At 68.7% G+C, this 22316-nt stretch carries 16 protein-coding genes; 12 read left to right on the top strand and 4 right to left on the bottom strand.

The features are described 5' to 3' along the window. The first annotated feature begins 261 nt into the window (after nt 1-261). A complete protein-coding gene (locus PQB87_RS20570; RefSeq protein WP_489243621.1) occupies nt 262-1668 on the top strand; it encodes a methyl-accepting chemotaxis protein in 1407 nt (468 codons plus the stop codon). A 31-nt stretch (nt 1669-1699) separates the two neighbouring features. On the opposite strand, the gene pbpC is transcribed toward PQB87_RS20570, so the two are convergent. Together pbpC and PQB87_RS20560 are read right to left on the bottom strand one after the other, a co-directional pair. After that, nucleotides 1700-4111: a penicillin-binding protein 1C gene (gene pbpC, locus PQB87_RS20565; protein ID WP_489243619.1), complete on the bottom strand. Its 2412-nt coding sequence runs from the start codon at nt 4109-4111 to the stop codon at nt 1700-1702. A 45-nt stretch (nt 4112-4156) separates the two neighbouring features. Further along, complete coding sequence (locus PQB87_RS20560; RefSeq protein WP_489243617.1) at nt 4157-10159, bottom strand: MG2 domain-containing protein; 6003 nt, start codon at nt 10157-10159, stop codon at nt 4157-4159. A gap of 12 nt (nt 10160-10171) precedes the next feature. Between PQB87_RS20560 and PQB87_RS20555 the strand changes: the two genes are divergently transcribed. After that, entirely contained in the window at nt 10172-10456 is a 285-nt protein-coding gene (locus PQB87_RS20555; RefSeq protein WP_133295778.1) for a hypothetical protein, read from the top strand. An 11-nt stretch (nt 10457-10467) separates the two neighbouring features. Continuing rightward, nucleotides 10468-11721 carry a lipoprotein-releasing ABC transporter permease subunit gene (locus PQB87_RS20550; protein WP_489243616.1) on the top strand — a complete coding sequence of 418 codons (1254 nt, stop codon included), beginning with the start codon at nt 10468-10470 and terminating at the stop codon, nt 11719-11721. Nucleotides 11722-11749: 28 nt separating this feature from the next. Here PQB87_RS20550 and PQB87_RS20545 read toward each other — a convergent pair whose 3' ends face one another. Beyond that, nucleotides 11750-12565, bottom strand: coding sequence for a hypothetical protein (locus PQB87_RS20545; RefSeq protein WP_059682329.1), 816 nt, complete (start codon nt 12563-12565; stop codon nt 11750-11752). Between the two features lie 591 nt (nt 12566-13156). Between PQB87_RS20545 and PQB87_RS20540 the strand changes: the two genes are divergently transcribed. After that, the gene (locus PQB87_RS20540) at nt 13157-15127 is read left to right on the top strand and encodes a Xaa-Pro dipeptidyl-peptidase (protein WP_489243614.1); all 1971 of its coding nucleotides are present in this window, start codon (nt 13157-13159) and stop codon (nt 15125-15127) included. A 131-nt stretch (nt 15128-15258) separates the two neighbouring features. Next, nucleotides 15259-15627: an NUDIX domain-containing protein gene (locus PQB87_RS20535; protein WP_233345690.1), complete on the top strand. Its 369-nt coding sequence runs from the start codon at nt 15259-15261 to the stop codon at nt 15625-15627. Nucleotides 15628-15648: 21 nt separating this feature from the next. Here the strand turns inward: PQB87_RS20535 and PQB87_RS20530 are convergent, their stop codons facing one another. Beyond that, nucleotides 15649-16578, bottom strand: a complete 930-nt coding sequence (locus PQB87_RS20530) for a 2-hydroxyacid dehydrogenase (RefSeq protein WP_226146881.1) — start codon at nt 16576-16578, stop codon at nt 15649-15651. A gap of 164 nt (nt 16579-16742) precedes the next feature. Here PQB87_RS20530 and osmF point away from each other — a divergent pair, with 164 nt between their 5' ends. From osmF to PQB87_RS20495, 7 genes are all read left to right on the top strand, one after another. Then, nucleotides 16743-17666 carry a glycine betaine ABC transporter substrate-binding protein OsmF gene (gene osmF, locus PQB87_RS20525; RefSeq protein ID WP_027790640.1) on the top strand — a complete coding sequence of 308 codons (924 nt, stop codon included), beginning with the start codon at nt 16743-16745 and terminating at the stop codon, nt 17664-17666. Then, entirely contained in the window at nt 17663-18841 is a 1179-nt protein-coding gene (locus PQB87_RS20520) for an ABC transporter permease (protein WP_059706218.1), read from the top strand. The genes osmF and PQB87_RS20520 overlap by 4 nt, the downstream gene beginning before the upstream one ends. Next, on the top strand, nt 18838-19785 hold the full coding sequence (locus PQB87_RS20515) for an ABC transporter ATP-binding protein (protein ID WP_489243613.1): 948 nt from the start codon (nt 18838-18840) through the stop codon (nt 19783-19785). The genes PQB87_RS20520 and PQB87_RS20515 overlap by 4 nt, the downstream gene beginning before the upstream one ends. Nucleotides 19786-19799: 14 nt before the next feature. After that, on the top strand, nt 19800-20570 hold the full coding sequence (locus PQB87_RS20510; RefSeq protein WP_104766717.1) for an ABC transporter permease: 771 nt from the start codon (nt 19800-19802) through the stop codon (nt 20568-20570). Between the two features lie 32 nt (nt 20571-20602). After that, nucleotides 20603-20998, top strand: coding sequence for an NAD(+)--rifampin ADP-ribosyltransferase (gene arr / locus PQB87_RS20505; RefSeq protein ID WP_021156322.1), 396 nt, complete (start codon nt 20603-20605; stop codon nt 20996-20998). 169 nt (nt 20999-21167) lie between these two features. Next, nucleotides 21168-21842 carry a lytic transglycosylase domain-containing protein gene (locus PQB87_RS20500; protein ID WP_489243611.1) on the top strand — a complete coding sequence of 225 codons (675 nt, stop codon included), beginning with the start codon at nt 21168-21170 and terminating at the stop codon, nt 21840-21842. A gap of 27 nt (nt 21843-21869) precedes the next feature. Then, on the top strand, nt 21870-22298 hold the full coding sequence (locus PQB87_RS20495) for a lysozyme inhibitor LprI family protein (RefSeq protein WP_226127406.1): 429 nt from the start codon (nt 21870-21872) through the stop codon (nt 22296-22298). The last annotated feature ends 18 nt before the right edge of the window (nt 22299-22316 follow it).

Raw genomic sequence — 22316 nt, 5'->3', positions numbered from 1 at the left:
GCGACGCGCCGGGCCGGCCGGGCAGCCCGCGTGCGCCCGACCGGCCCGGCGCCGGAACACGGCTGCCGCAAACGCCGCAAAAGCAGCAAACGCCGTGAATGGCAGGCAACGCGCGGCACCGGCCGGACGACCCGCCACCCCGATCCCGGTCTCGATGTTTACCCGACCTCAAGTCCGTGCCCTCGCTGCCGTCAAGACAGGAACGCACGCCCAGCATCCGCCAATAACCAGGCACGCGTGCCTTCAAGGAGACCCTGCAACGTGAACTTCTTCGGAATCGGCCGCGGCCACCGTTCGTCGCGCGCGCTCGTCGGCGACATCGCCGAGCAGGCCGGCAAGCTCGGCATCGAGATCTGCGACGTGTCGGGTCACGTCGAGGAAGTCGCGGCCCGCGTCGCCCGACAGGCGGAGGTCTGCCACACGCTGCGCGAATCGGCCGCCGTCACGTTGCGCGGCAACCACCGGATTGCCGAGGCCGCGCAGCAGGTGCGCGCCGTGAGCGCGAATGCGTCGGACGCGGTTCGCCAGTCGCAACAGACGATCGAGGCGTCGCTCGCCGACATTCACGGCCTCGTCGAAGGCGTCACGTCGATCGGCAACCAGATGGGTGCGCTGCGCGACGCGCTCGATCATGTACGCGCCGTGTCCGAGGAGATCTCCGTGATCGCGCGACAGACTCACCTGCTCGCGCTGAACGCCGCGATCGAGGCCGCACGCGCCGGCGATTCGGGCCGCAGCTTCGCCGTCGTCGCGGCCGAGGTCAAGAACCTGTCCGCGAAGACCGGACAGGCAACGGCCCAGATCGAGACGACCCTCGCGCGCCTCGCCGAGCAGACCGAACACCTGATCGCGGAAGGAACCGACAACGCCGCCCGCGCGCATCGCGTGCGCGAGGGCACGCGTACGATCGGCGAGGTCGTGCACGCGACCGGGCACGCGATCACCGAGCTCGCCGGCGAGGCCGAGCAGATCGCGTCGCTGACGGACGAAATCGAGACGCAATGCCACCGGCTCGACGAACAGGTCGGCGAGATGGCATCCGGCGTCGAGGATTCGAGCGACAACTTCTCGCAGGCCAAGGACCGGCTCGGCAACCTGCTCTCCGTCTCCGAGACGCTCATCGAACTCACGGCCGCGACCGGCATCGAATCGCCCGACACGCGCCTGATCGACACCGCGCGGCACACGGCCGCCGCGATCAGCAAGCTCTTCGAGGATGCGGTCGGGCGCGGCGAAATCGCACTCGACGCACTCTTCGACGCGCACTACGTGCCGATTCCCGGCACCGATCCGCAGCAGTTCATGACGCGCTTCACCGACTTCACCGATCGCGTGCTGCCGGCCATCCAGGAGCCGGTGCTCGGGATCGATGCACGCATCGTCTATTGCGCAAGCTTCGACCGGCAGTGCTACCTGCCGACCCACAACCGGAAATTCTCGCTGCCCCAGCGCGCGGACGCCGCGTGGAACGCCGCGAACTGCCGGAATCGCCGGATCTACACGGACCGCACGGCGCGCACCTCCGTGTCGCATACCAAGCCGTTCCTGCTGCAGACCTATCGGCGCGACATGGGCAACGGCAACTTCGCGCTGATGAAGGATGTTTCCGCACCCATCGTCGTCGGCGGACGGCCATGGGGCGTGCTGCGGATCGGCTACAGCGTCTGAGTCCGGGCCTGCACCGGCAGGCCGTCGTCCATTACTGTTCGAGCCCCACCGCCAGCGGCCGCTGGTCGCCGCGGCCGTGATCGTCGACCACGCGCACCGTATAGCTGCCTGCCGTCCGCGGCTGCCAGAACAGCGCATCGCCCGGCACGCTGCGCCCGACGAACGCATCGTTGACGAACCAGTACAGCGCATGCGCGCTCGCATCGGCCGTCGCGTTGAACGCGATGCGCGTCTCCTCCGTACTCTTCACGCGCATCGCATACGTACTGCCGCGCAGCGGCGACGTGATGCGCGGCGGATCGCCGTCGACCTGCCCCGCGTCGCGGCACTCCGCGTTCTGCGGCGGCCGCCGGCGCGCAATGCCGGCCTGCACGAACACCTGCTGCAGATCCGACGGCCAGAACTCGAAGATCTCCGTATGCGTGCGCTTGCCGTCGTAAGGCGGGCACGCGGCCTTCCCCGTCGCGTCGTCGATCACGACCGGCCGGTGCACGGTGCTCACGCGGATCGGCGACGTGCCCGGAATGAACCACGTCCAGCCCTGCTGCGGGCACCACTCGTTCGGCAGGTCGCCGCTCGCGAGGCAGATCCGCACGCGCTTCAGGCGCGGCGGCACCGCGCGCGGCGGCTCGACGAGCGTGCGCTCGGCATTCAACGCGTCGACGACCTGGAAGAACAGCGGCGCGGCCGCGTCGACGCCGACGAACGCCGTATTGGTCGAGTTGTCGAAATTGCCGACCCACACGACCAGCACGTACGGGCCGAACACGCCGGCCGTCCACGCATCGCGGAACGACCATGACGTGCCGGTCTTCCAGTAGACGGGCACGCTCGACGGCTGCGCGCCGCTCGTTTCGTCGGGGTGCAGATGCTGGCGCAGCATGTCCATCGTCATGTAGCTCGCCTCCGCGCTCAACAAACGCCGGCCGGGCCGCGCCGGTTCGTCCGCGCGCAGCCGCAGCGGCCGGAATTCGCCGCGATTCGCGAGCATCGCGTAGAGGCCCGCGAGATCCTGCATCGTCACTTCGCCGCCGCCGAGCACGAGCGCGAGCCCGTAGTGCTGCGCACTCGCGAGCCGGCGCACGCCGGCTTCCTGCAGGAACCGGTACAGGTCGGGCGACTTGAGCTGCGACGCGACCCACACGGCCGGCACGTTGCGGCTGCGGTTCAGCGCGTCGGTCGCGGTGATCGGCCCGAGGAAATGCCCGTCGAAATTCTCCGGCGCATACGGGCCGAACGCGGTCGGCACGTCGCGCAGCACCGTTTGCGGATGCAGCACGCCCTGGTCGAAACCGAGCGCATAGATGAACGGCTTGAGCGTCGAGCCCGGCGAGCGCCGCGCGAGCGTGCCGTTCACCTGCCCGTCGATCGTGCGGTCAAAGAAGTTCGCGGAACCGACCAGCGCCTTCACGCCCATGTCGCGCGTATCGACGAGGATGGCCGCCGCATTGCGCACGCCGCGGGTGTCGTTGCGCGCGACATAACGCGCGATCTGCCGTTCGAGCGTGCGCTGCAGGTCGAGATCGAGCGTCGTCACGAGCCGCGCGCCGCCGTCGCTGTCGTCCGGCGCACCGCCCGAGGCCGTGCGCCACGCGCTGCGTGCGGCGAGCGCCTGGTCGACCGCGTGCGGCGCATCGAAAGGCAGCGCCGACAAGGGCCGCATCGCAAGCGGCAACGCGAACAGCGGCTTGAGCGACGCATCGCCCGGATGCTTCGTCAGCCAGCGCGCATACAGCCGGTTGCGCGACGCGGCCAGCGCACGGTTGATCTCGTCCTGCCCGCCGCGCACGCGCCGCGCGGGGTCCTGCGGAATCACCGCGAGCGCGAGCGCCTCGGGCAGCGTCAGCGCATCGGGCATCCGGTCGAAATACACGACGCTCGCGGTGCCCGCGCCTTCGACGTTGCGGCCGTACGGCGCATCGTTCAGATAGGCTTCGAGGATCTGCCGTTTCGAATAGAAGAGTTCGAGCTGCACCGCGCGCGCAACCTGCTCGAGCTTGCCCGCCGGCGTGCGCGTGTTCAGCCGCCACAGCGAGCGCGCGAGCTGCATCGTCAGCGTCGAGCCGCCCTGCGGATTGCCGCCGCGCACATACGTGATCCACGCACCGCGTGCGAGGCCGTACGGGTTGAAGCCGGGATGCCAGCGGAACCAGCGGTCCTCGTGCAGCATCACGGCCTCGACGAGCTGCGGCGACATCCGGTCGAGCGGCACCCACAGGCGGTAGCGGTCGTCCTTCGCCAGCGTGAGCCGCAACAAGCGGCCCTGTGCATCGACCACCGCGACCGACGACGGCTTCCAGTCGCGCAGCGGCGGATGCGGCCACAGCCGGCACGCGGCCAGCGCACCGAATACGAGCAGCGCGCCGGCGATCCAGTTCTGCCAGCGATGCAGCCAGCGGCCGGCGCCGCGCAGCGCGCGCCGCAGCACCGGGGCGTCAGCCACGCGCGGTCGCTCCGCGCACCCGGCACGGCCGTTGCAGCCGCGTCGTCATCGCACGCGCTCCACGGTCAGCGCCGTGCCGCCGGGTGCCTGTGCCTGCACGCGGCGGTCGTACATCGACTCGCCGTAAGCCGGCGGCGCGACGAAGCGGCCCGCGTTGCTCGCCTTGATCCGGTAGACGAACTCGCGCACGTCGGTCGTCGCCGTGCCGTAGATCACCACGCGGTCCTCGCGCACGTCCGCGAACTGCGGCTGCCACGTGGAGCCCTTGACGCCGATCGGCGAACGCCACGGCGCATCGGCCGCCGGCGCCGACGCCGACGCGCCGCCGTCGCTGTCGCCGTCCTGCGTGTCGGTGACGGGCGGCGGCGCGATCACCGGATCGAAGCCGCCGGGCAGCAGGTCGACGATCGCGATGTTGCCGACGTTCGCCGGGCCCGTCGCGCGGATCTTCAGGTGTACGTCGATCTCCTGGCCGAGCGTGATCTTCCCGAGCGGCTTGCCGTCCGTGTCGGTGTAGTCGCGCACGATCTCCAGGCCGTTCCTGATCGCCTTCGTCGACGTGCCGCGGTCGTAGCCCGACTGGCTCGCGATCCACCACGCGGGCAGCGTGCTGCCGTTCACGAAGTCGACGCGCGACGCACCGGCCGCCCACGTCCCCGAGCGCACGAGGTTCGCCTGGATCGACGACACGTCCTTCGGCGCGGCGCCCGCGCGCACCTCGTCGATCGCGAGCTGGTCGAGCTGCCCCGCGCTCGACGCCGCATACGCATCGAGCGCGAGGATCGTCATCGCCGACGACAGCGTGTTGTAGCGGTTGTCGACGAGCGGCGCGGCGAGGTTGTCCATCGCGCGCGGCGACAGCTTGCGCACGCGCTCCGGGAAGTGCTTCGCGATCAGGTACAGCACGCTCGCGTCGCGCGTCAGCGGATCGAGGTAGTAGCCGGTCACGTAACCGCCGTCGGACGCGCGCTTGCGCTCGAGCAGCGCCTGCGGGCCCGCGATCAGCGCCGCGGCCTCCTTGTCCTGCTTCAGCAGCTGATACGACGCGGCAAGCCATGCGGCCGCGAGGTCGTTCTTCCAGTCGTTCGGATACGCGTCCTGCAGCCGCTTCTGCACGGCCGCGAGGCTGTTGGTCGTCACGTTGCCCTGGCGCGTCAGCAAGTACACCGCGTAAGCGCGCTGGCGCAGCAGGTCGAGCGAGCCGAGCGAATCGTTCGCCGCGAGCTTCTGCAGATACTGGTTGCCCGCGTCGAGCATGTCCTTCGGCACGGCGATGCCGCGCTCGCGCGCGTCGAGCAACACGTGCATCGCGTACGCGGACACGAACGGATCGGCGTCGGGCGTCGCGCTCCACAGGCCGAACCCGCCCTGCGCGTTCTGCCGGCCGCGCAGCACGCCGAGGAACTGCGCGATCGCCGCCGCGTTCGTCGTGTCGGCGCCGGCGTCGGTCGCATGCATCGCGCTCGTCAGCGCGCGCACCGACAGCCACTTCGCCGCGAACACGCGCGGCACGGCCGCGCTCACCATCTGCTCGCTGCAGTAGTGCTCGAAATTGACGAGATACGACGCCACCCCTTCGGACAGCACGAGCGGCGCGGTCGAGATGCTCGCGTCGCGCGATGCATACGCGTCGTACATCGACCGCAGGTTCGGCACGCTCGCCTTCTTGCCCGGGTCGAGCCGCGCGATGTCGAGCTGCGTGCGGAACGCGGCGGCCGGCCGCACCGACACGTCGACGCGCTGCTGCGCACCCTTCGCGCCATAGCGCGCAGCGAACGACAACGCGCCCGAGCCGAGCGTATCGGTCGCCTTCACGCGGAACATCGCGACGCCCTCGTGCTGCGGCGCGAGCGCGACGTTCTGCGTGGCCGGCCCGATCACCTGCAACTGCGGCCCCGTCTTCAGCGTGACCGCGACCGGCACCGGCTGGTTGCCGGCGCCCGTCAGGTTGTTCGAGACACCGACGCTGACGTCGGCCTCGTCACCCGGCGCGAGCGTCGTCGGCACGTTCGGCGACAGCACGAAGTCGCCGCGCACCGTCGTCGCGCCCTCGAACGTGCCGACCAGGTCCGGCGACACCGACACGGCCATCACGCGCAGCTTGCCGTTGAAGTAGTCGGGCACGGTGTAGCTCAGGCGCGTGTCGCCGTTCACGTCGACGATCCCCGACCAGTAGACGACCGGCTTGTCGCGCTTGCGCTTGAACGGGTTCAACTGACGGCCGATCGCGTCGTCGGCGTCGCCGCCCGGCGCGGCCATCGCCATCAGCTTCTCGAAGTCCGGCAGGATCAGGTCGAGGATCTGCGACGTGCCGACTTCGAGCATCCGCTTGCGGAAGAAGAACTTCAGCGGATCACCGAGCTTGTAGCGCGCGACCTGCAGGATGCCCTCGTCGACGGCGAACACGACGACCTTCGCGGGCTTCGCCGAATGCACGGTGAAATTCACCGTGTCGCCGGGTTTCACGAGCGCCGGCGCATCGACCGACAGCGCGTTGCGGCGCGCATCGAGGTTCACCGAGAACGGCACGACGCCGTAGCTCAGCGGGCTCATGAAGATTTCATCGGACGACGGATCGCGGATGTACTGCACGTTGATGTAACCGTTGCCCTCGAAACCGGCCGGCACCGTGATGTGCTGGATCGAGCTCGTCGTGTCCGCATGGAACCATGCGTGCGCATACACCTTGTCGCGCTCGATCGTGATCAGGCCGCTGCCCGCGTAAGGCGCGCGGATCGCGACCTCGACCTGCTCGCCCGGCTTGTAGTCGTGCTTCGCGAGGCTCACCTGCAGCTCCGCGTTGCGGTCGAGCGAACGCGTGACGTTCGCGTCGCCCGTGACCGAATACTCGATCCGGTTCACCGCGGCGCCGTCCGCGTCGCGGATCACGAGCGCATAGCTGCCCGGCTTGTCGGTGCGCAGCGTGAAATCGAGCCCGGCCGCCGGAATCGTCAGCGGCTTCTCGTCGACGGGCACCTCCTTCAGCCGCGAATCGTATTTGTATGCGCCGGAATCCTGCTTGGTCAGCACCGACACGTAGCGCTCCTCGACCAGCTGCGCGCGCAGGCCCTTCACGTCGATCGCCTTCGCGTTCGGATCGATCGCGACGAGCCGCACCGTGCGCGGGCTGCCGCGCTTCACGTAGCCGAGATCGTCGACGGACTTGTAGCCGACGAGCCAGTCGTTGTTCGACACGAGCGTCTGCGCGTTCGCGGCGACGTTGCGCCCGCCTTCCGCTTCATAGGCCTTCGCCTGGAAGTAGAGCTGGTAGGTCGAGTCCGCGTACTTGTCGAGGTCGAGGTCGAATTCGGCATGGCCGTGCTCGTCGGTCGTGCCGTCCTGCAGCGTCGTCGTGTAGCCCTCCTTCGCGCGGCGCGCGTCGAAGAAGTGATAGCCCTGCCAGCTGCGGAACGACGGCCACACCGGGCGCAGCGTCAGTGTCGCCGCGACGCGACGCTTCTCCGCCGGCGTACCGAACAGGTTCTGCGCGTCGACGACGCCCTTCAGCCCCTTCGGCTTCACCCACCCTTCGACGACCTGCTGCGACAGCTTCGCGTCGACCTTCATCCGATCCGGCAGGAACTCCTTCACCTGCACCGCCGTGCTGCCGATCGGCTCCGCGCCGGGCTGGCCGTCCTTGACGATGTACAGGTTGACCGTCCACGTGCCGGTCGGCGCCGTTTCGGCCGTCGTATAGCCGAGCTCGGTGAAGCCCGTCGCATCGACCGTCACCGGCTTGCGCTCGACCGTGATCCCGCGCGGGTCGACGATCTCCGCCTGCAGCGGCACGCCGGCCGGGCTGCGCGCCCAGCTCGCGGCACGCACGATCAGGCCGATGTGGAACGGATCGCCGGGCCGGTACAGGCCGCGATCCGAGAACAGGTAGGCGGACAGTTGCCCCTGGCCCGTCGCATTGCGCTCGCCGTCGACGTCGAAACGCGAGAAGTCGAGCTGGCGATCGCGGCCGGCCACCGGCAGGAACGACAGGTCGGTGTCCTTCTTCACGACGTACAGCTGCGGCCGCTTCTCGCGGTCGAGCCCCTTGAACGCCGGGAAATGCACGATGCCGTCGGTGGCTGTCGTCTGCGTGAACAGCGCCTGGCCGTTCACCGCGAGCACCGATACCGTTGCGCCCGCAACCGGCTTGCCCGTGCGGATCGACTGGACGAACACGTCCTGGCTGCCGTCGAGCGCCTTCTTGACCAGCATCCCGAGATCGGTCACGACGATCAGGCGCGTATCGCCGAGCGCGCTGTCGCTGTCGTTGTCGTTTCCGCTGCTGTCGCCCGAGTCGGCGTTGTCGGACTGATCCTGGCTGCCGTCGCCGGACGATGCATCGCCATCCTTCGCGTCGTCGGCCTTTTTCTTCTCGGCGGCCGGATCGTACTTCGTCAGGTGCAGCAGGAACACGCCGCGCTTGCCGCCCTTCAGGTACTGGCCGAGATCGATGCCTTCGTAATGCGCCTTGCCAGGGTCGCCGGCCGGGAATGCGCGCGTCTGCACGAAGCGCTCGACGATATGATCCTCGCTGAACGAATACGACAGCTCGGGCCGCGCGTACGTGCCGTTGTTGAAGCTCACGAGATGCTGGAGCTGGTCGGGCAGCACGCGGCCGATCTCGACCTTCATCCCCGGCAGGTTGCGCGACACAACCGACAACCGCTTGCTGCCGCTCATCGACAGCAGCGAACCGTCGGCCATGAAGCGCAGCAGCTTCGGATAGTCGGGCACCGTGAACGCGGTCGTCACGGGCTTGCCGAGCAGGTAGCCGCCGGCCGACTTCAGGTCGCCCTCGAACCGCACGACGACGCGCTCGCCCGGCGTCGCGTGGTACTTGAAGCTCTGCAGCGTCGCGAAATCGTTCTCGGTGGGCACCGCCTCGAGCGGCAGCGGCTTCGACTGCTTCAGCACCGCGTCGCTGATGTCGGCCACGTTCCATTCGTATGGCGGATCGTCGTCCGACTGATCGACGCCCGGCTTGCGCTTCGGCAGCACCCACGCCTTCGCGCGCGATGCGAGATCGGCGCTGCGCACGCCGTCGGACGCTTCCGCGACGAGCACCTGCTCGGGCTCGTAGCGCTCGTTGTCGACGAGCGTCGGCGCGATGTTGTCGATCGACAGGCTGTAGAGCCCCGGCACGTCGACCGATGCGTGCAGCACGTCGGGCGTGCCGTTGCCGCCGCGCGCGCTCTTCACGCCCTTGTCGACGTCGAGCCGTGCGACCAGCGGATCGCGCGGAATCTCGAGCGGCTGCGAATACACCCACGCGCTCGTCTTCATCTTGTCGTAGTTGACCGTGTAGCGCAGCGGCGTCGCATTCTTGCCGTCGCGGCCGACCAGCACGAGGCCGATGCGCTTCTCGAATTCGGCCGGATCGACCGGATAGTTGAACCGCAGCTGCAGCAGCGCCTGTTTCTCCGCCGGATTGTCGGGATTCCGGTAGAACTCGTTGTTGCCGAACGTGGCGGCAAACGCGGGCACATCGAACGCGAAGCGGTCGTCGTGCATCGTCACCTGCGGCGCGAACACCCGGTGCACCGCGAAACGCACCTCGACGTGCGCGCCGACCGGCCAGTCGGCCGCCGGCGTGAAGCGCAACGTCTTGTCGTCGACCCACGCCCACGCGCCCTTGAGCGCGGGCGTCATCTCGATGCCCTCTCCGGCCGGCTTGCCGACCTGCTCGATCGGCGCGGCCGATTGCGAGAACACGACGTCGAGCGGATGCACGGTGATCTTCGGCTTGTCGCTGTCGTCCACCTCATAGGTGGTGATCGGCGGCGCCTTCACGGTGAAAGTGACGGTCTCGGGCTCCGGCGGCTTCGGCCGATGCTTGAACCAGTAACCGCCGTAGCCGAGCGCGGCCGCGAGCAGCACGATGCCGCCGGCGTGCCACGGGCGGCGGCGCACGGCCGCGGCGGTGATGCCCATCCACGCGGGCGCCGTCCACGACACGTCGCCGACCAGCGGCCGCAGCGCGCAGCCGAGCAGCCACCAGACGAAGCCCGCCGCGCGAATCGGCAGGAGCAGCAGGAAGCGCAGCAAATCCATGTTGTTATTTCCTTGTTCAAGGACGTGCGGCCGGCTTCGGCGGCGTTCCCCGAGATTTATTGGTCTGTGACGGCGCGGCCCTGGTTGCGCCGGAATGCTTGGAATGTTGTGTTCGACCGGATGCTGGCCGCCATTATCGATCAGACCCGAAACGATGGAAATATCGGTGTGCCGGCGCGCAACGCCGGCCGTCGACCGGCCGGTCGGGCGGGATTTCGGCGCGCCGCCCCGACCGCTGCACGCACCCGCGCCGCGTTCGCTAGAATGCGCGGCTCGGCACGAATCGAATCGAAATGAAAGGAACCCGCTTGAAACTCCCGTTCGAATGGCAGATCGGGCTGCGCTACGCGCGCGGCGGCCGGCGCTCGGCCGGCGACGGCTTCGTGTCGTTCATTGCCGGCGCGGCGATGGCCGGCATCGCGCTCGGCGTCGCCGCACTGATCGTCGTGCTGTCGGTGATGAACGGTTTCCGGACCGAAGTGCGCGACCGGATGCTGTCGGTGCTCGCGCACGTGGAGATCTTCTCGCCCACCGGCGCGATGCCCGACTGGCGGCTCACCGCGCACGAATCGCTGCGGAATCCGGCGGTGCGCGCCGTCGCGCCCTACGTCGACGCGCAGGCGCTGCTGACGAACGCGGGCAGCGTGACGGGCGTCGCGCTGCGCGGCATCGATCCCGTGCTCGAGCCGCGCGTGTCCGAGATCGCGCGCAAGCCGAAGACGGGGCGGCTCGACGCGCTCGTGCCGGGCGGGATGGGCATCGTGCTCGGCTCGGCGCTGGCCGACGCGCTGCACGTGAAGATCGGCGACCGCATCACGTTCTTCGCGCCCGGCAACACCGCGCGCATCGGCGACGCGCTGCCGCAGTTCCGGCAGTTCAACGTGGTCGGCACGTTCGAGTCGGGCCACTACCAGTACGACAGCGCGCTCGCATACATCCATATCCTCGACGCGCAGACGCTGTTCAACGTGCGCGCGCCGACCGGCATCCGGCTGCGCCTCGACGATCTGCAGCGCGCGCCGGACGTCGCGCTGGAACTGTCGCGCTCGCTGTCGGGCGATCTCTACATCCGCGACTGGACGCGGCAGAACCGCACGTGGTTCGAGGCCGAGCGGCTGCAAAAGCGCATGCTGTCGCTGATCCTGATGCTGATCGTCGCGGTCGCCGCGTTCAACCTCGTGTCGTCGCTCGTGATGACCGTCACGCAGAAGCAGGGCGACATCGCGATCCTGCGCACGCTCGGCGCGCCGCCGGGGTCGATCATGAAGATCTTCGCGATCCAGGGGATGACGATCGGCCTCACCGGCACGCTGGCGGGTGTCGCGCTCGGCTGCGCGATCGCGGTGAGCATCCCGTGGGTGCTGCCGGCGGTCGAGCGGTTGCTCGGCATCCACTTCCTGACGCCGTCCGTGTACTTCCTCAGTTCGCTGCCGTCGAAGCTCGCGGTGGCCGACGTGATCGAGATCGCCGCGGCCGCGTTCCTGATGTCGTGCGTCGCGACGCTCTACCCGAGCTGGCGCGCCGCGCGGGTACGGCCGGCCGAAGCGCTGCGCGACGAATAGGCGCGCGGCGCTTCGGCATGGCGCGCCGTCATGCCGTCTCGTGAAAACCGAGGCTATGGGTGCCGTTCAGGATGTCCTCGAACGCGTTCCCGAAGCCGACGTCGATCAGGCCCGCACGCCTGCCATACGTCTTCTGCCCCGACACGTCGCTGACGAAGATCGCCGCGCCCGACGACAACTGACGATCGGTATCCAGCAGCGCGAGCGTGCCGCGTGCGCTGCCGGCCGACTCGTCGAAGTTCAGCCGCGTGCCGTCCTGCGTGGTGAAATGCCCGCCGACCTCTTCGAATTTCCGGTTGCGCGCGACGGACGCATTCATCTCCTTCATGAAGAGGAAGTCCGCGTCGGCGCGCTGGCTGGCCACCTTGCGATCGTCGTCGGAGAACGTGTCGCCCACCGCGGCGGCGCCCTGCTCGGCGAAGTCGACGGCCTGCTGGTGAAACTCGCGCGTCGCGAGCACGAGGCCCGCGTTCGCGTTCAGCGTCGACTCCACCCACGCGCGATCGCTCTCCGTCATCGTCTTCGACACGACCTTGATCCGGCCGTTGTCGGTCATGAAGTCGAACTTCGCGTCGGCCAGGTCCGGGCGCTTCGCGATGATCTCCTGCAGGCTCGTCGCGAGCTGGCTGGTGACGTCGCGCAGCTTCGTCGACAGGTCGCCCAGGATCGTCATCTGCTTCGTGCGCGCCGCCTGCATCGCGTCCGGGTCCAGCGCCCGGATCTCAAGCGGCGTGTCCTGCGGTTTCCCGGCCGCCGTGTCCGCCTGTCGACGCCCGTCAAGCGCGGCTTCCTGCACCATCTGCGCGAGCGTCAGGCCGCTCGCTGCCGTAACTGAAATCGTCATGCCCTCTCTCTCCTTTCAATCCGTTTTTTACCGTTTACGGACAAATTTCGAGGAAATTTAGACCGATCGCACATCGATCGTGAAGCACGTGCCAATACTTTGTTTGACTGAAACTAAAAAAGTTTGACACCAGGATTTCACTGAGATAAGTTTGCGCAAGCTTCCGGAAAGCAATCCGGCTCGCCTCGCCGACTCGCGTCGCGCTTTCCTGCCGTTGCAGCACCGCCGTTCGCACCATCCCCGCCTCATCGCATCGTGCCGTTCCGTTTCATCTGAAACCTGAAGGAAGATCGGGCATGCCCGCATTTGATTCGCACTCCTCCATTCATTTCGCGCCGCCGGCCCCGGGCCGACCGTGCGTCATGAACCGGCTGCCGTGCCGACGCTTTCCGGTCGGGGCAATGCAGTCGCCCCGACGCCCGCCGGGTTGCGCGACGCGTGACGCGCGTCGACGCCGGCCGTGACACCCGGGCATCGCGCCCGGCGCTTTCGAAGGTGCAGTTCCGCTTCATCCGATGCAGCACCCGGCCGGGCCGCGGGGGGCATATCGCGGGCCGGCCGGTTCCGGACAATCACAACAAGAGGTCGACAATGGACATTCATCGAACCGGATTGCGTCGCGCGTGGCTTCCCGCGCTCGTTGCGGCCACGACGCTCGCCGCGTGCGGCGGCGACGACGGCGGCAGCGTGGCGGGCGTCTCGGCGCTCGCGCAGGGCCAACAGGAGGGGGCCGCCGCATTGGCGGCCGACAAGCAGTCGCTCGCATCACGCATCTCGCCGTCCGGCGTCCCGTACGCCAATCCGGCCAGCGGCGGCCGCTACCGCCCCGTGATCGCGAACGGCCAGGTGCAGCCGTCGCTGTCGGGCGGCACGATCGAGGAGAACGCGTGGGTCGACACGTCGGTCGATTCCGACGGCGACGGCACGCGCGACCGCATCCACGTGCGCATCGTGCGCCCGACCGAAACCGCGAACGGCGCACGCACGCCCGTCATCGTGCTCGCGAGCCCTTACTACGCGGGCCTCGCCGACAGCCCCGACCACAACGTCGACGTCGAACTCGACGGCACGCCGCACCCCGCCGCCAATGCGCCGGCTGCTACGACCGCCTCGACGTCCGCGCGCATCATGGCCGCCGCGCCGCAGGTGCGGATGCTGCAGCAGGTGGAAGCCGCCGCCGCCGGGCGCTCGTGGATCGAGGGCTACTTCATTCCGCGCGGCTTCACGATCGTCTACGCGGATTCGCTCGGCACCGCCGGCTCGGACGGTTGCCCGACGATCCTCACGCGCGACGAATCGGTCGCGATGGCATCGGTGATCCGCTGGCTCGGCCGCGACGCGACCGCGAAGGACGCGAACGGCAAGACGGTCGTCGCGAACTGGTCGACGGGCCACGTCGGCATGTACGGCGTGTCGTACGACGGCACGCTGCCGAAGATGGTCGCGAGCCTGCGCACGCGCGGGCTCGATGCGATCGTGCCGGTCGCCGGGTTGACGAACATGTACGGCTACTACCGCTCGGGCGGGCTCGTGCGTGCGCCGGAAGGCTATCAGGGCGAAGACGTCGACGTGTACATCAAGGCGCTGCTGACGAACGCGCATCCGGAGCGTTGCACGCACCTGATCGACGAAGCGTTGCAGCAGGAGGACCGCAAGACCGGCGACTATTCGCCGTTCTGGGCCGCGCGCGACATCCCGACCGGCTTCGCGGTCGCGCCGGCGCTCGTTGCGCAAGGGTTGACCGACGACAACGTGCGCGTCGACCAGTCGACGTCGTGGTATCTCGCGATGCGGCGCCAGGGCGTGCCGACGCAGCTGTGGCTGCACCGCCTGAAGCACACCGACCCGACCCGCGTGCCGGCGATGGCCGATGCATGGACCGCGGAGGTGAACCGCTGGTTTACGCGTTACCTGATCGGTTACGACAACGGCGTCGAACGCGATCCGCGCGCGGTGATCGAGCAGGCGGACGGCACGCTGCTGAAGGAAGCGGACTGGGCCGCACGCCACGCCACGCCGGTCACGTACTTTGCCGGCGGCGACGGCGCAGGCACCGGCACGCTGCTGCGGCAGCCGACCGGCGGCCCGCTCGCGCGCTTCACGGACGATGCGCGCATCCCTGCGCTCACGCTGGCGAACACAGCGACGGGTGAAAACCGCAGCCGTTTCGAAACCGCGCCGCTCACGGCCGCGACACGCCTGTCCGGTGCCGCGACCGCACGCGTCAGGCTGACCTTCACGGCGGTGGCCAACGTGACGGCCCTGCTGGTCGATCGCGCGCCGGACGGTACGGCCACGATCGTCACGCGCGCATGGACCGACCCGCGCAACCGGCTCTCCGAGTGGCTGTCGGAACCCGTGCTGCCCGGCTTGCCGTACGACCTGAAGCTGACCTTCATGCCGCGTGACTACAAGCTGGAAGCCGGCCACCGGCTGGGGCTCGTCGTCCTGTCCAGCGACAACGAGGCAACGCTGCGGCCGACGCCGGGCACGGGCCTCACGCTCGATCCGGCCGGGACGTCGGTGACGGTGCCGCTGGCTTCGTCGTCGGCAGGCGTGTAACCGCACGCCGGCGTCCGGCGTAACGGCGCCGCCTCCCCCGTCTGCGCGCTCGTCGGCGCAGGCGGGGGATCGCTGCAGGAACGGCACACCTGCGCTACGCTGCGAAAGTCGAACGCCAACGGTGCCCCCTCATGATCCCCCTCAGCGCGAAAGCCATCGTCCGTGACGGACGCACGGTCCTGTTCCTGCGCAATCCACGCGACGAATGGGAGTTGCCGGGCGGCTGGCCCGAAGCCGGCGAATCGCTCGAGGAAACCGTCGCGCGCGAAGTACGGGAGGAATGCGGAATCGTCGCCTCGGCGATCCGCTACGTGGCGAGCCGCTCGTGCGAGGTCGTGCCGGGCAAGCGCGTGCTCATCGTGTGCTTCGAGTGCCGGGTCGATCGGCACGAAATCGTCCTGAGCGACGAGCACAACCAGTTCGGCTGGATCGACCTCGATGGCGGCAAGCCGGCGAACCTGCCGGATTTCTATTGGGAATTCTGCAGACAGGCGGGCTGACTCGCGCCCGCCCTGCGGCCATCACACCGGCGTCAACACCGGCTGCCCCGCGAAATGCCGCTTCGCGTTGTCGAGAAACTGCTGCACCGAGCGATCGAGCGCCTCCGGCGACCAGCCGCCCATGTGCGGCGTCAGCACGACGCTGTCGAGATCCGTCAGCGCGCGCGGCGGTTCCGGTTCCCCTTCGTACACGTCGAGCCCCGCGCCCGCGATGCGCCCTTCGCGCAACGCGTCTGCCAAAGCAGCGGTATCGACAACGCTGCCGCGCGACACGTTGACGAGAAAACCGCCCGGCCCGAGCGCGTCGAGCACGGTGCGGTCGATCAGGTGCCGCGTGCCCGCGCCGCCCGGCGTCGCGACGATCAGGAAATCGGCCCACTGCGCGAGCGCGTCGACGCGGTCGAAGTAGCGATAAGGAACGTTCTTCTCCGACCGGTTGTGATAACCGATCTCGATGTCGAAGCCGGCCGCGCGACGCGCGCACTTCTCGCCGATCTTGCCGAGCCCGACGATGCCGAGCTTCCTGCCCGACACGTTCGGCGGCATCGGCAGCCCGTCGCGCCACACGCCGGCACGGGTTTTCGCATCGAGCGGCACCACGTTGCGCACCGCCGCGAGCAGCAGCGCGAACGCGTGGTCGGCCACGCAATCGTCGTTGGTGCCGGCGCCCGTCACGACCGTGACGCCGCGCGCCTTCGCATGCACGACGTCGATGTGCTCGTAGCCCGCGCCGAGCGCGCTGACGAACGTGAGTTGCGGAAGCCGGTCGATCTCGGCGCCGGTGAGCCCCGTGCTGCCGTTGGTCAGCACCGCTCGTATCGTGCCGCCGTGTTCGGCGATCGCGCGTTCGCGTTCTTCGGCAGTCGGGGCATGGCGCACGTCGAACGACGCGGCGATCTCGCGGTGCGCGTCGCCGCGCAATGCGATGAGGACCAGCAGCTCGGGTTTCATGTCAGCAATTGTCGGCAGGCGGAGACGAAATCGAGTGTAACAAGCCCGCGCGACTCATGCGGGTTACCCCCACGCGGGCTGTGGACACGCCGCCGCACGCGGTTTGCCAAAGCCCGCCCAGTCAAGTAACGTGCGGCCTACGCCCCCGTCCTGGAGATTGGCTCATGAAGCTCGCCCTGCCCGCCCGGATTCTGGGCCTCGCGTTCGCCGCCGCCCTCGTCGCACCCGGCGCGCACGCCGACGCACCCGTCGTGGTGTCGTCGAAGATCGACACCGAAGGCAACCTGCTCGGCAACCTGATTTCGCAAGTGCTGAAGGCGCACGGCATCCCCGTCACCGAAAAGATCGCGCTCGGCACCACGCCGATCGTGCGCAAGGCGCTCACGAGCGGCGAGATCGACATCTACCCCGAATACACGGGCAACGCCGCCTTCTTCTTCAACAAGGCCGACGATCCTCTGTGGAAGAACGCGAGCCAGGGTTACGACGCCGCGAAGAAGCTCGACTACGCGGCGAACCATCTCGTGTGGCTCGCCCCGGCGCCCGCGAACAACACGTGGGGCGTCGCGTTGCTCGCCCCCGTCGCGCAGTCGCAGCACCTGAAGACGTTCTCCGATTTCGGCAAGTGGGTCGCGGGCGGCGGCAAGGTGAAGCTCGCCGCGTCGGCCGAATTCGTGAACAGCGCGTCGGCGCTGCCGTCGTTCGAGAAAGCGTACGGCTTCAAGCTGAAGCCCGAGCAGCTCGTCGTGCTGTCGGGCGGCGATACGGCCGCGACGATCAAGGCCGCCGCGAACCAGACCGACGGCGTGAATGCGGCGATGGTGTACGGCACCGACGGCGGCATCGCGTCGAGCGGCCTCGCGGTGCTCGACGACGACAAGCACGTGCAGCCCGTCTACGCGCCGGCGCCCGTGATCCGCGAAGCCGTGCTGAAAGCGCACCCGCAGATCGCCGATTACCTGAAACCGGTGTTCGCGAGCCTCGACCTGAAGACGCTGCAGTCGCTGAACGCGCGCATCCAGATCAACGGCGAACCGGCGGCCGGCGTCGCGAAAAGCTACCTGAAAGCGAAGGGCTTCGTGAAATGACCGAACGCGCGGCGGCGTCCGCGCGGCGCGTGATCCCCGACAAGGTCGGCATCCTGATCGGAATCCTCACGATCGTCGCGGTGCTCGGCCTGCCGTTCGTCGTGCTGCGGCCGAACCGGATCGCGGCCGGCACGGGGCTGTCGGTGTTCGCCGCGCTGCCGGCGATGCAGGGCGCGGCGCTGGCCGCGCTGTGGATCGTCGGCGCGCTGTGGGCGATGAAGGCGAGCCGCCCCGCGTGGCGGCTCGCGGCCGGCTGCGCATGGCTCGCGACGCTCGCATACGCGCTCGGCGCGGCCGCGACGCACGTCGTCGCCGCCGACGACATGCTCGCGCGCGTGTCGCCCGACGCGGGCGTCTGGCTGTTGCTGTTCGCGTGGGCCGTGCTCGTCGCGGACGCGCTCGCACGGCTCGCATTCGGCCCGTGGCGGCGCCTCGCCGCGCTCGTCGTCGCGATCGCGGCGATCTCGGTGCCGCTCGCGAGCGGCTGGTGGGACGGCCTCTCCGTGATGCGCGAATATGCGGTGCGCAGCGACGATTTCTGGCGCGAAGCGATCCGTCACGTGTCGCTCGCGGGCGGCTCGGTGGCCGCCGCGCTCGTCGCGGGCGTGCCGCTCGGCATCGCCTGCGCGCGCATCGCGGCGGTCCGGACCGTCGCGATGCCCGTGCTCAATGTCGTGCAGACGATCCCCAGCATCGCGATGTACGGGCTCATGATGGCCCCGCTCGGGCTGCTGGCCGCACACGTGCCGCTCGCGGCCGCGCTCGGCATCCGCGGCATCGGCGTCGCGCCGGCCGTGCTCGCGCTGTTCCTGTATTCGCTGCTGCCGATCGCGTCGAGTGTCGTGGTCGGGCTCGGACAAGTGCCGCCGCACGTGACCGAAGCGGCGCGCGCGATGGGCATGACGCGCGCGCAGCGGCTGCTGCATGTCGACCTCGTGCTCGCGCTGCCGGTGATCCTGAGCGGCGTGCGCATCGTGCTCGTGCAGAACATCGGGCTGACCGCGGTCGCCGCGCTGATCGGCGGCGGCGGCTTCGGCACCTTCATCTTCCAGGGGATCGGGCAATCGGCCGCCGATCTCGTGCTGCTCGGCGCGATTCCGACGATCGCGCTCGCGCTGGTGGCCGCCGTCATATTCGAAGCCGCGACCACGCTCGCGAAGGGGCGTACAGGATGATCGAGATCGAACATGCAGGCAAACGCTTCGGCGATGTCGTCGCCGTCGACGACGTCTCGCTGACGATGCAGCGCGGCACGATCACCGCGCTCGTCGGTGCGTCGGGCAGCGGCAAGTCGACGCTGCTGCGCATGATCAACCGGCTGATCGCCCCCACCAGCGGCACGATCCGCATCGACGGCGTCGATACGGCGACCGTCGCGCCCGAACAGCTTCGGCGCGGCATCGGCTACGCGATCCAGGGGCACGGGCTGTTTCCGCACTGGAGCGTCGCGCGCAACATCGCGACCGTGCCGCGCCTGCTCGGCTGGCCGGCCGCGCGCATCGACGCGCGCGTAAACGAACTGCTCGAGCTGTTCCATCTCGCGCCGGCCGAGTTCGCGAACAAGCTGCCGCACGAACTGTCGGGCGGCCAGCAGCAGCGTGTCGGCGTCGCGCGCGCGCTCGCGGCCGAGCCCGCGATGCTGCTGATGGACGAGCCGTTCGGCGCGCTCGACCCGATCATCCGCGGCAAGGCGCAGGACGACCTGTTCGCGTTGCAGCGCCGCCTCGGCATCACGGTCGTGATCGTCACGCACGATATCGAGGAAGCGCTGAAGCTCGGCGACACGATCGCGGTGATGGACGGCGGCCGGCTGCTGCAGGTTGCGCCGCCGGCCGAGATTCTCGGCAAGCCGGCGGCCGGTGTCGTCGAGCAGCTCGTCGCGGGCGTCGACCGGCCGCTGCGCCTGCTCGCGCTGACGCCGATCGACGCGGTGGCCGAACCCGGCCATGCGGACGGCGAGCCGATCGACGCGACGCGCACGCTGCGCGATGCGGTGTCGGAACTGCTGTGGCGCGGTGTCGACGCATTGCCCGTCGACGACGGCGATGCACGCAACGCGCGCGGCGCGCGCCGCATCACGCTCGACGCGATCCGCGCGCACGCCAGGCAGCCCGCATGACGACGCCGGATACCATGCAACGCACACGGCCCTTGCGTTCGCCCCTGCCCCGCCACGTTGCCGCGTTCACGGCGCGCGCCGCCGCGCTCGCGCTGCTGCTCGTGCTGCTGGTGCGGCCGATGTGGCTGCAGGGCCTTTTCGCACCGTTCGCGGACAACGGCGCGCCCGTCATCTACGATCGCGCGAGCCTGCTCGACCTGACGCTCGCGCATCTCGGCACGGTCGCGCTGTCGAGCCTGATCGGCACGATCGTCGCGGTGGCGGCCGGGATCTTCGTCACGCGGCCGGCCGGCGCGGATTTCCTGCCGGTCGCGCGCAGCGTCGTCGACATCGGCCAGACCTTCCCGCCGGTCGCGGTGCTCGCGCTCGCGGTGCCGGCCGTCGGCTTCGGGCTGAAACCCGTGCTGATCGCGCTCGTGCTGTATGGCCTCTTGCCGGTTTTCGAAAGCACGATCGCGGGGCTCGAGGACGTGCCGCGCGATGTCGTCGACGCCGCGCGCGGGATGGGGATGAGCGGCTGGCAGCAACTGGTGTCGGTCGAGCTGCCGCTCGCGTTCCCGGTGATCGTCAACGGCATCCGGCTCGCGGTCGTGATCAATCTCGGCACCGCGACGATCGGCTCGACGGTTGCCGCGCGCGGCCTCGGCGACGTGATCATCGCGGGCCTGCAGACGTCGAATACCGCGTTCGTGCTGCAGGGCGGCGTGATCGTCGGGCTGCTCGCGGTGCTCGTCAGCGATGCGATCGGCGCGATCGCGCGAGTGGCGAGCGCGCGGCGCGCCTAGAAGTCATCGCGACATTTTCCAAGGGAGAAGCCATGGCTGTCCTGGACACCGGCCCGTTTTTTCATGGCACGAAAGCGGATTTGCGGATCGGCGACTTGCTGACGGCGGGCTTCAGATCGAATTACCGTGATGACGTCGTGATGAATCACGTTTATTTCACGGCCCTGCCCAAGGGCGCCGGCCTTGCCGCGGAAATGGCCAAAGGCGACGGCAAGCCGCGGGTCTATATCGTCGAGCCCACCGGGGCATTCGAAAACGACCCGAACGTCACGGACAAGAAATTCCCGGGCAATCCGACGCGCTCGTATCGAAGCACATCGCCTTTGAAGATCGTTGGCGAACTCGATCACTGGGAACCGTACGATCCGGCGTTCATCCAGCAACTGAGAATCCGCATCGAAACCGGCATCGGCGAGATCATCAACTAGCGGTCATCCGGACTCCGATGCGTGTCCACGCAACGATCGCCGCAACGATCGCCGTGTCGATCGTTGCGAACGTCACAAGCCTACACATCGCTTTCATTCGAGCCGGCGCTCGACCGTCTTGCCCGATTGGCCGATATACTATGCGCCTCCCATTTCCCCGCACTCGACCATGCGACGACGGTTTTTCTGGCTGATCGTGCTCTCGCTCGGCATTGCGCAACAGGTATCGGCTCAGCAAACGCCCGCAGCGCCTGCCTCTGCGCCCGACGTGCTGGCATCGGCGCCGGCTGTCGCCTCCGCGCCGCTCGCCAACGCCGACGATCAGCCGAACGAAGCAAACCGCCGCATCACGTCCTACCTGACGAAGAAATTCGGTGTCGCGAAGGAACGGGCCGCCAAGCTCGCCGATATCGTGAGCGTCACTGCGACGAAATATTCGCTGCCTCCCGCACTCGTTTACGCCATCATCTCGATCGAATCGCGCTTCCAGGAAAAGGCGCGCGGCCAGCACGGCGCGACCGGACTGATGCAGGTCGTGCCGTCCGCACACCGCGGCATGCTGCGTAACGTGAAGGACCTGACCGAACCGAATGCGAACGTCGAGGCCGGCTCCCGGATTCTCTCCGGCTACGTGAAAGCGGCCGGCGGCAACGTGCAGGCCGGGCTGAAGAGCTACAGCGGCGGATCCAGCACGTATGCGGCGAAGGTCATGCAGCGGGTCGATTCGTTCCGGTTCGTGCTCGAACCCGACGACGACGCGAAAGCCGCGAACGAAACGAAGGCGCGGATGGTGCCGGTGAGCGAATCGACGTCGACATCGACGTCGGCGCGCAACGCGCAATAAGCAAGTACGTCGCACACGTCCCGCCCCATGACTCCCTCTCCGCACATGCGCGACACGATCCGGTACACCACCCGCCTTCTCGCCGTCGCCGCGCTCGCGAGCGGCACAGCGTCCGCGTTCGCCGCGGTCGATTGCGAACAGCAGGGGCCGACGATGGATGCGGTACGCCGATGCATCGTCGACAACAACAACCAGGAAGTGGAACGCGCGTACCGGTCGCTCGAACGCAAGACCCGGCAACGCAACCCCGATGCGGCGAAACAGCTCGCGAAATCGCAGGCAAGCTGGCACGGCTTCGCGAGCGACACCTGCGACTACGTCAGAGCCGCCAATCCGCAACAGATGTTTCCGGACGACGCGTGGCTGAACTGCTGGGTCGACTTCAGCCAGGCGCGCGTGCGCATCCTGAAGAAATGGGAAGCGCAGGGCAACGCGCCGCAGCCGGCGCAGCAGTGAACGGCGGACGATCGTCCG

Source organism: Burkholderia sp. KL41, assembly GCF_057005415.2.
This window is presented reverse-complemented; position numbering and strand designations above follow the sequence as displayed.

Excerpts from the sequence above, each read along its gene's own strand:
- PQB87_RS20510 (WP_104766717.1), top strand. The coding sequence starts at position 19,800 with ATGCAACGCACACGGCCCTTGCGTTCGCCCCTGCCCCGCCACGTTGCC.
- PQB87_RS20520 (WP_059706218.1), top strand. The coding sequence starts at position 17,663 with ATGACCGAACGCGCGGCGGCGTCCGCGCGGCGCGTGATCCCCGACAAG.
- PQB87_RS20500 (WP_489243611.1), top strand. The coding sequence starts at position 21,168 with ATGCGACGACGGTTTTTCTGGCTGATCGTGCTCTCGCTCGGCATTGCG.
- PQB87_RS20560 (WP_489243617.1), bottom strand. The coding sequence starts at position 10,159 with ATGGATTTGCTGCGCTTCCTGCTGCTCCTGCCGATTCGCGCGGCGGGC.
- PQB87_RS20540 (WP_489243614.1), top strand. The coding sequence starts at position 13,157 with ATGGACATTCATCGAACCGGATTGCGTCGCGCGTGGCTTCCCGCGCTC.
- PQB87_RS20495 (WP_226127406.1), top strand. The coding sequence starts at position 21,870 with ATGACTCCCTCTCCGCACATGCGCGACACGATCCGGTACACCACCCGC.
- arr (WP_021156322.1), top strand. The coding sequence starts at position 20,603 with ATGGCTGTCCTGGACACCGGCCCGTTTTTTCATGGCACGAAAGCGGAT.
- PQB87_RS20545 (WP_059682329.1), bottom strand. The coding sequence starts at position 12,565 with ATGACGATTTCAGTTACGGCAGCGAGCGGCCTGACGCTCGCGCAGATG.
- PQB87_RS20535 (WP_233345690.1), top strand. The coding sequence starts at position 15,259 with ATGATCCCCCTCAGCGCGAAAGCCATCGTCCGTGACGGACGCACGGTC.
- osmF (WP_027790640.1), top strand. The coding sequence starts at position 16,743 with ATGAAGCTCGCCCTGCCCGCCCGGATTCTGGGCCTCGCGTTCGCCGCC.
- PQB87_RS20530 (WP_226146881.1), bottom strand. The coding sequence starts at position 16,578 with ATGAAACCCGAGCTGCTGGTCCTCATCGCATTGCGCGGCGACGCGCAC.
- PQB87_RS20515 (WP_489243613.1), top strand. The coding sequence starts at position 18,838 with ATGATCGAGATCGAACATGCAGGCAAACGCTTCGGCGATGTCGTCGCC.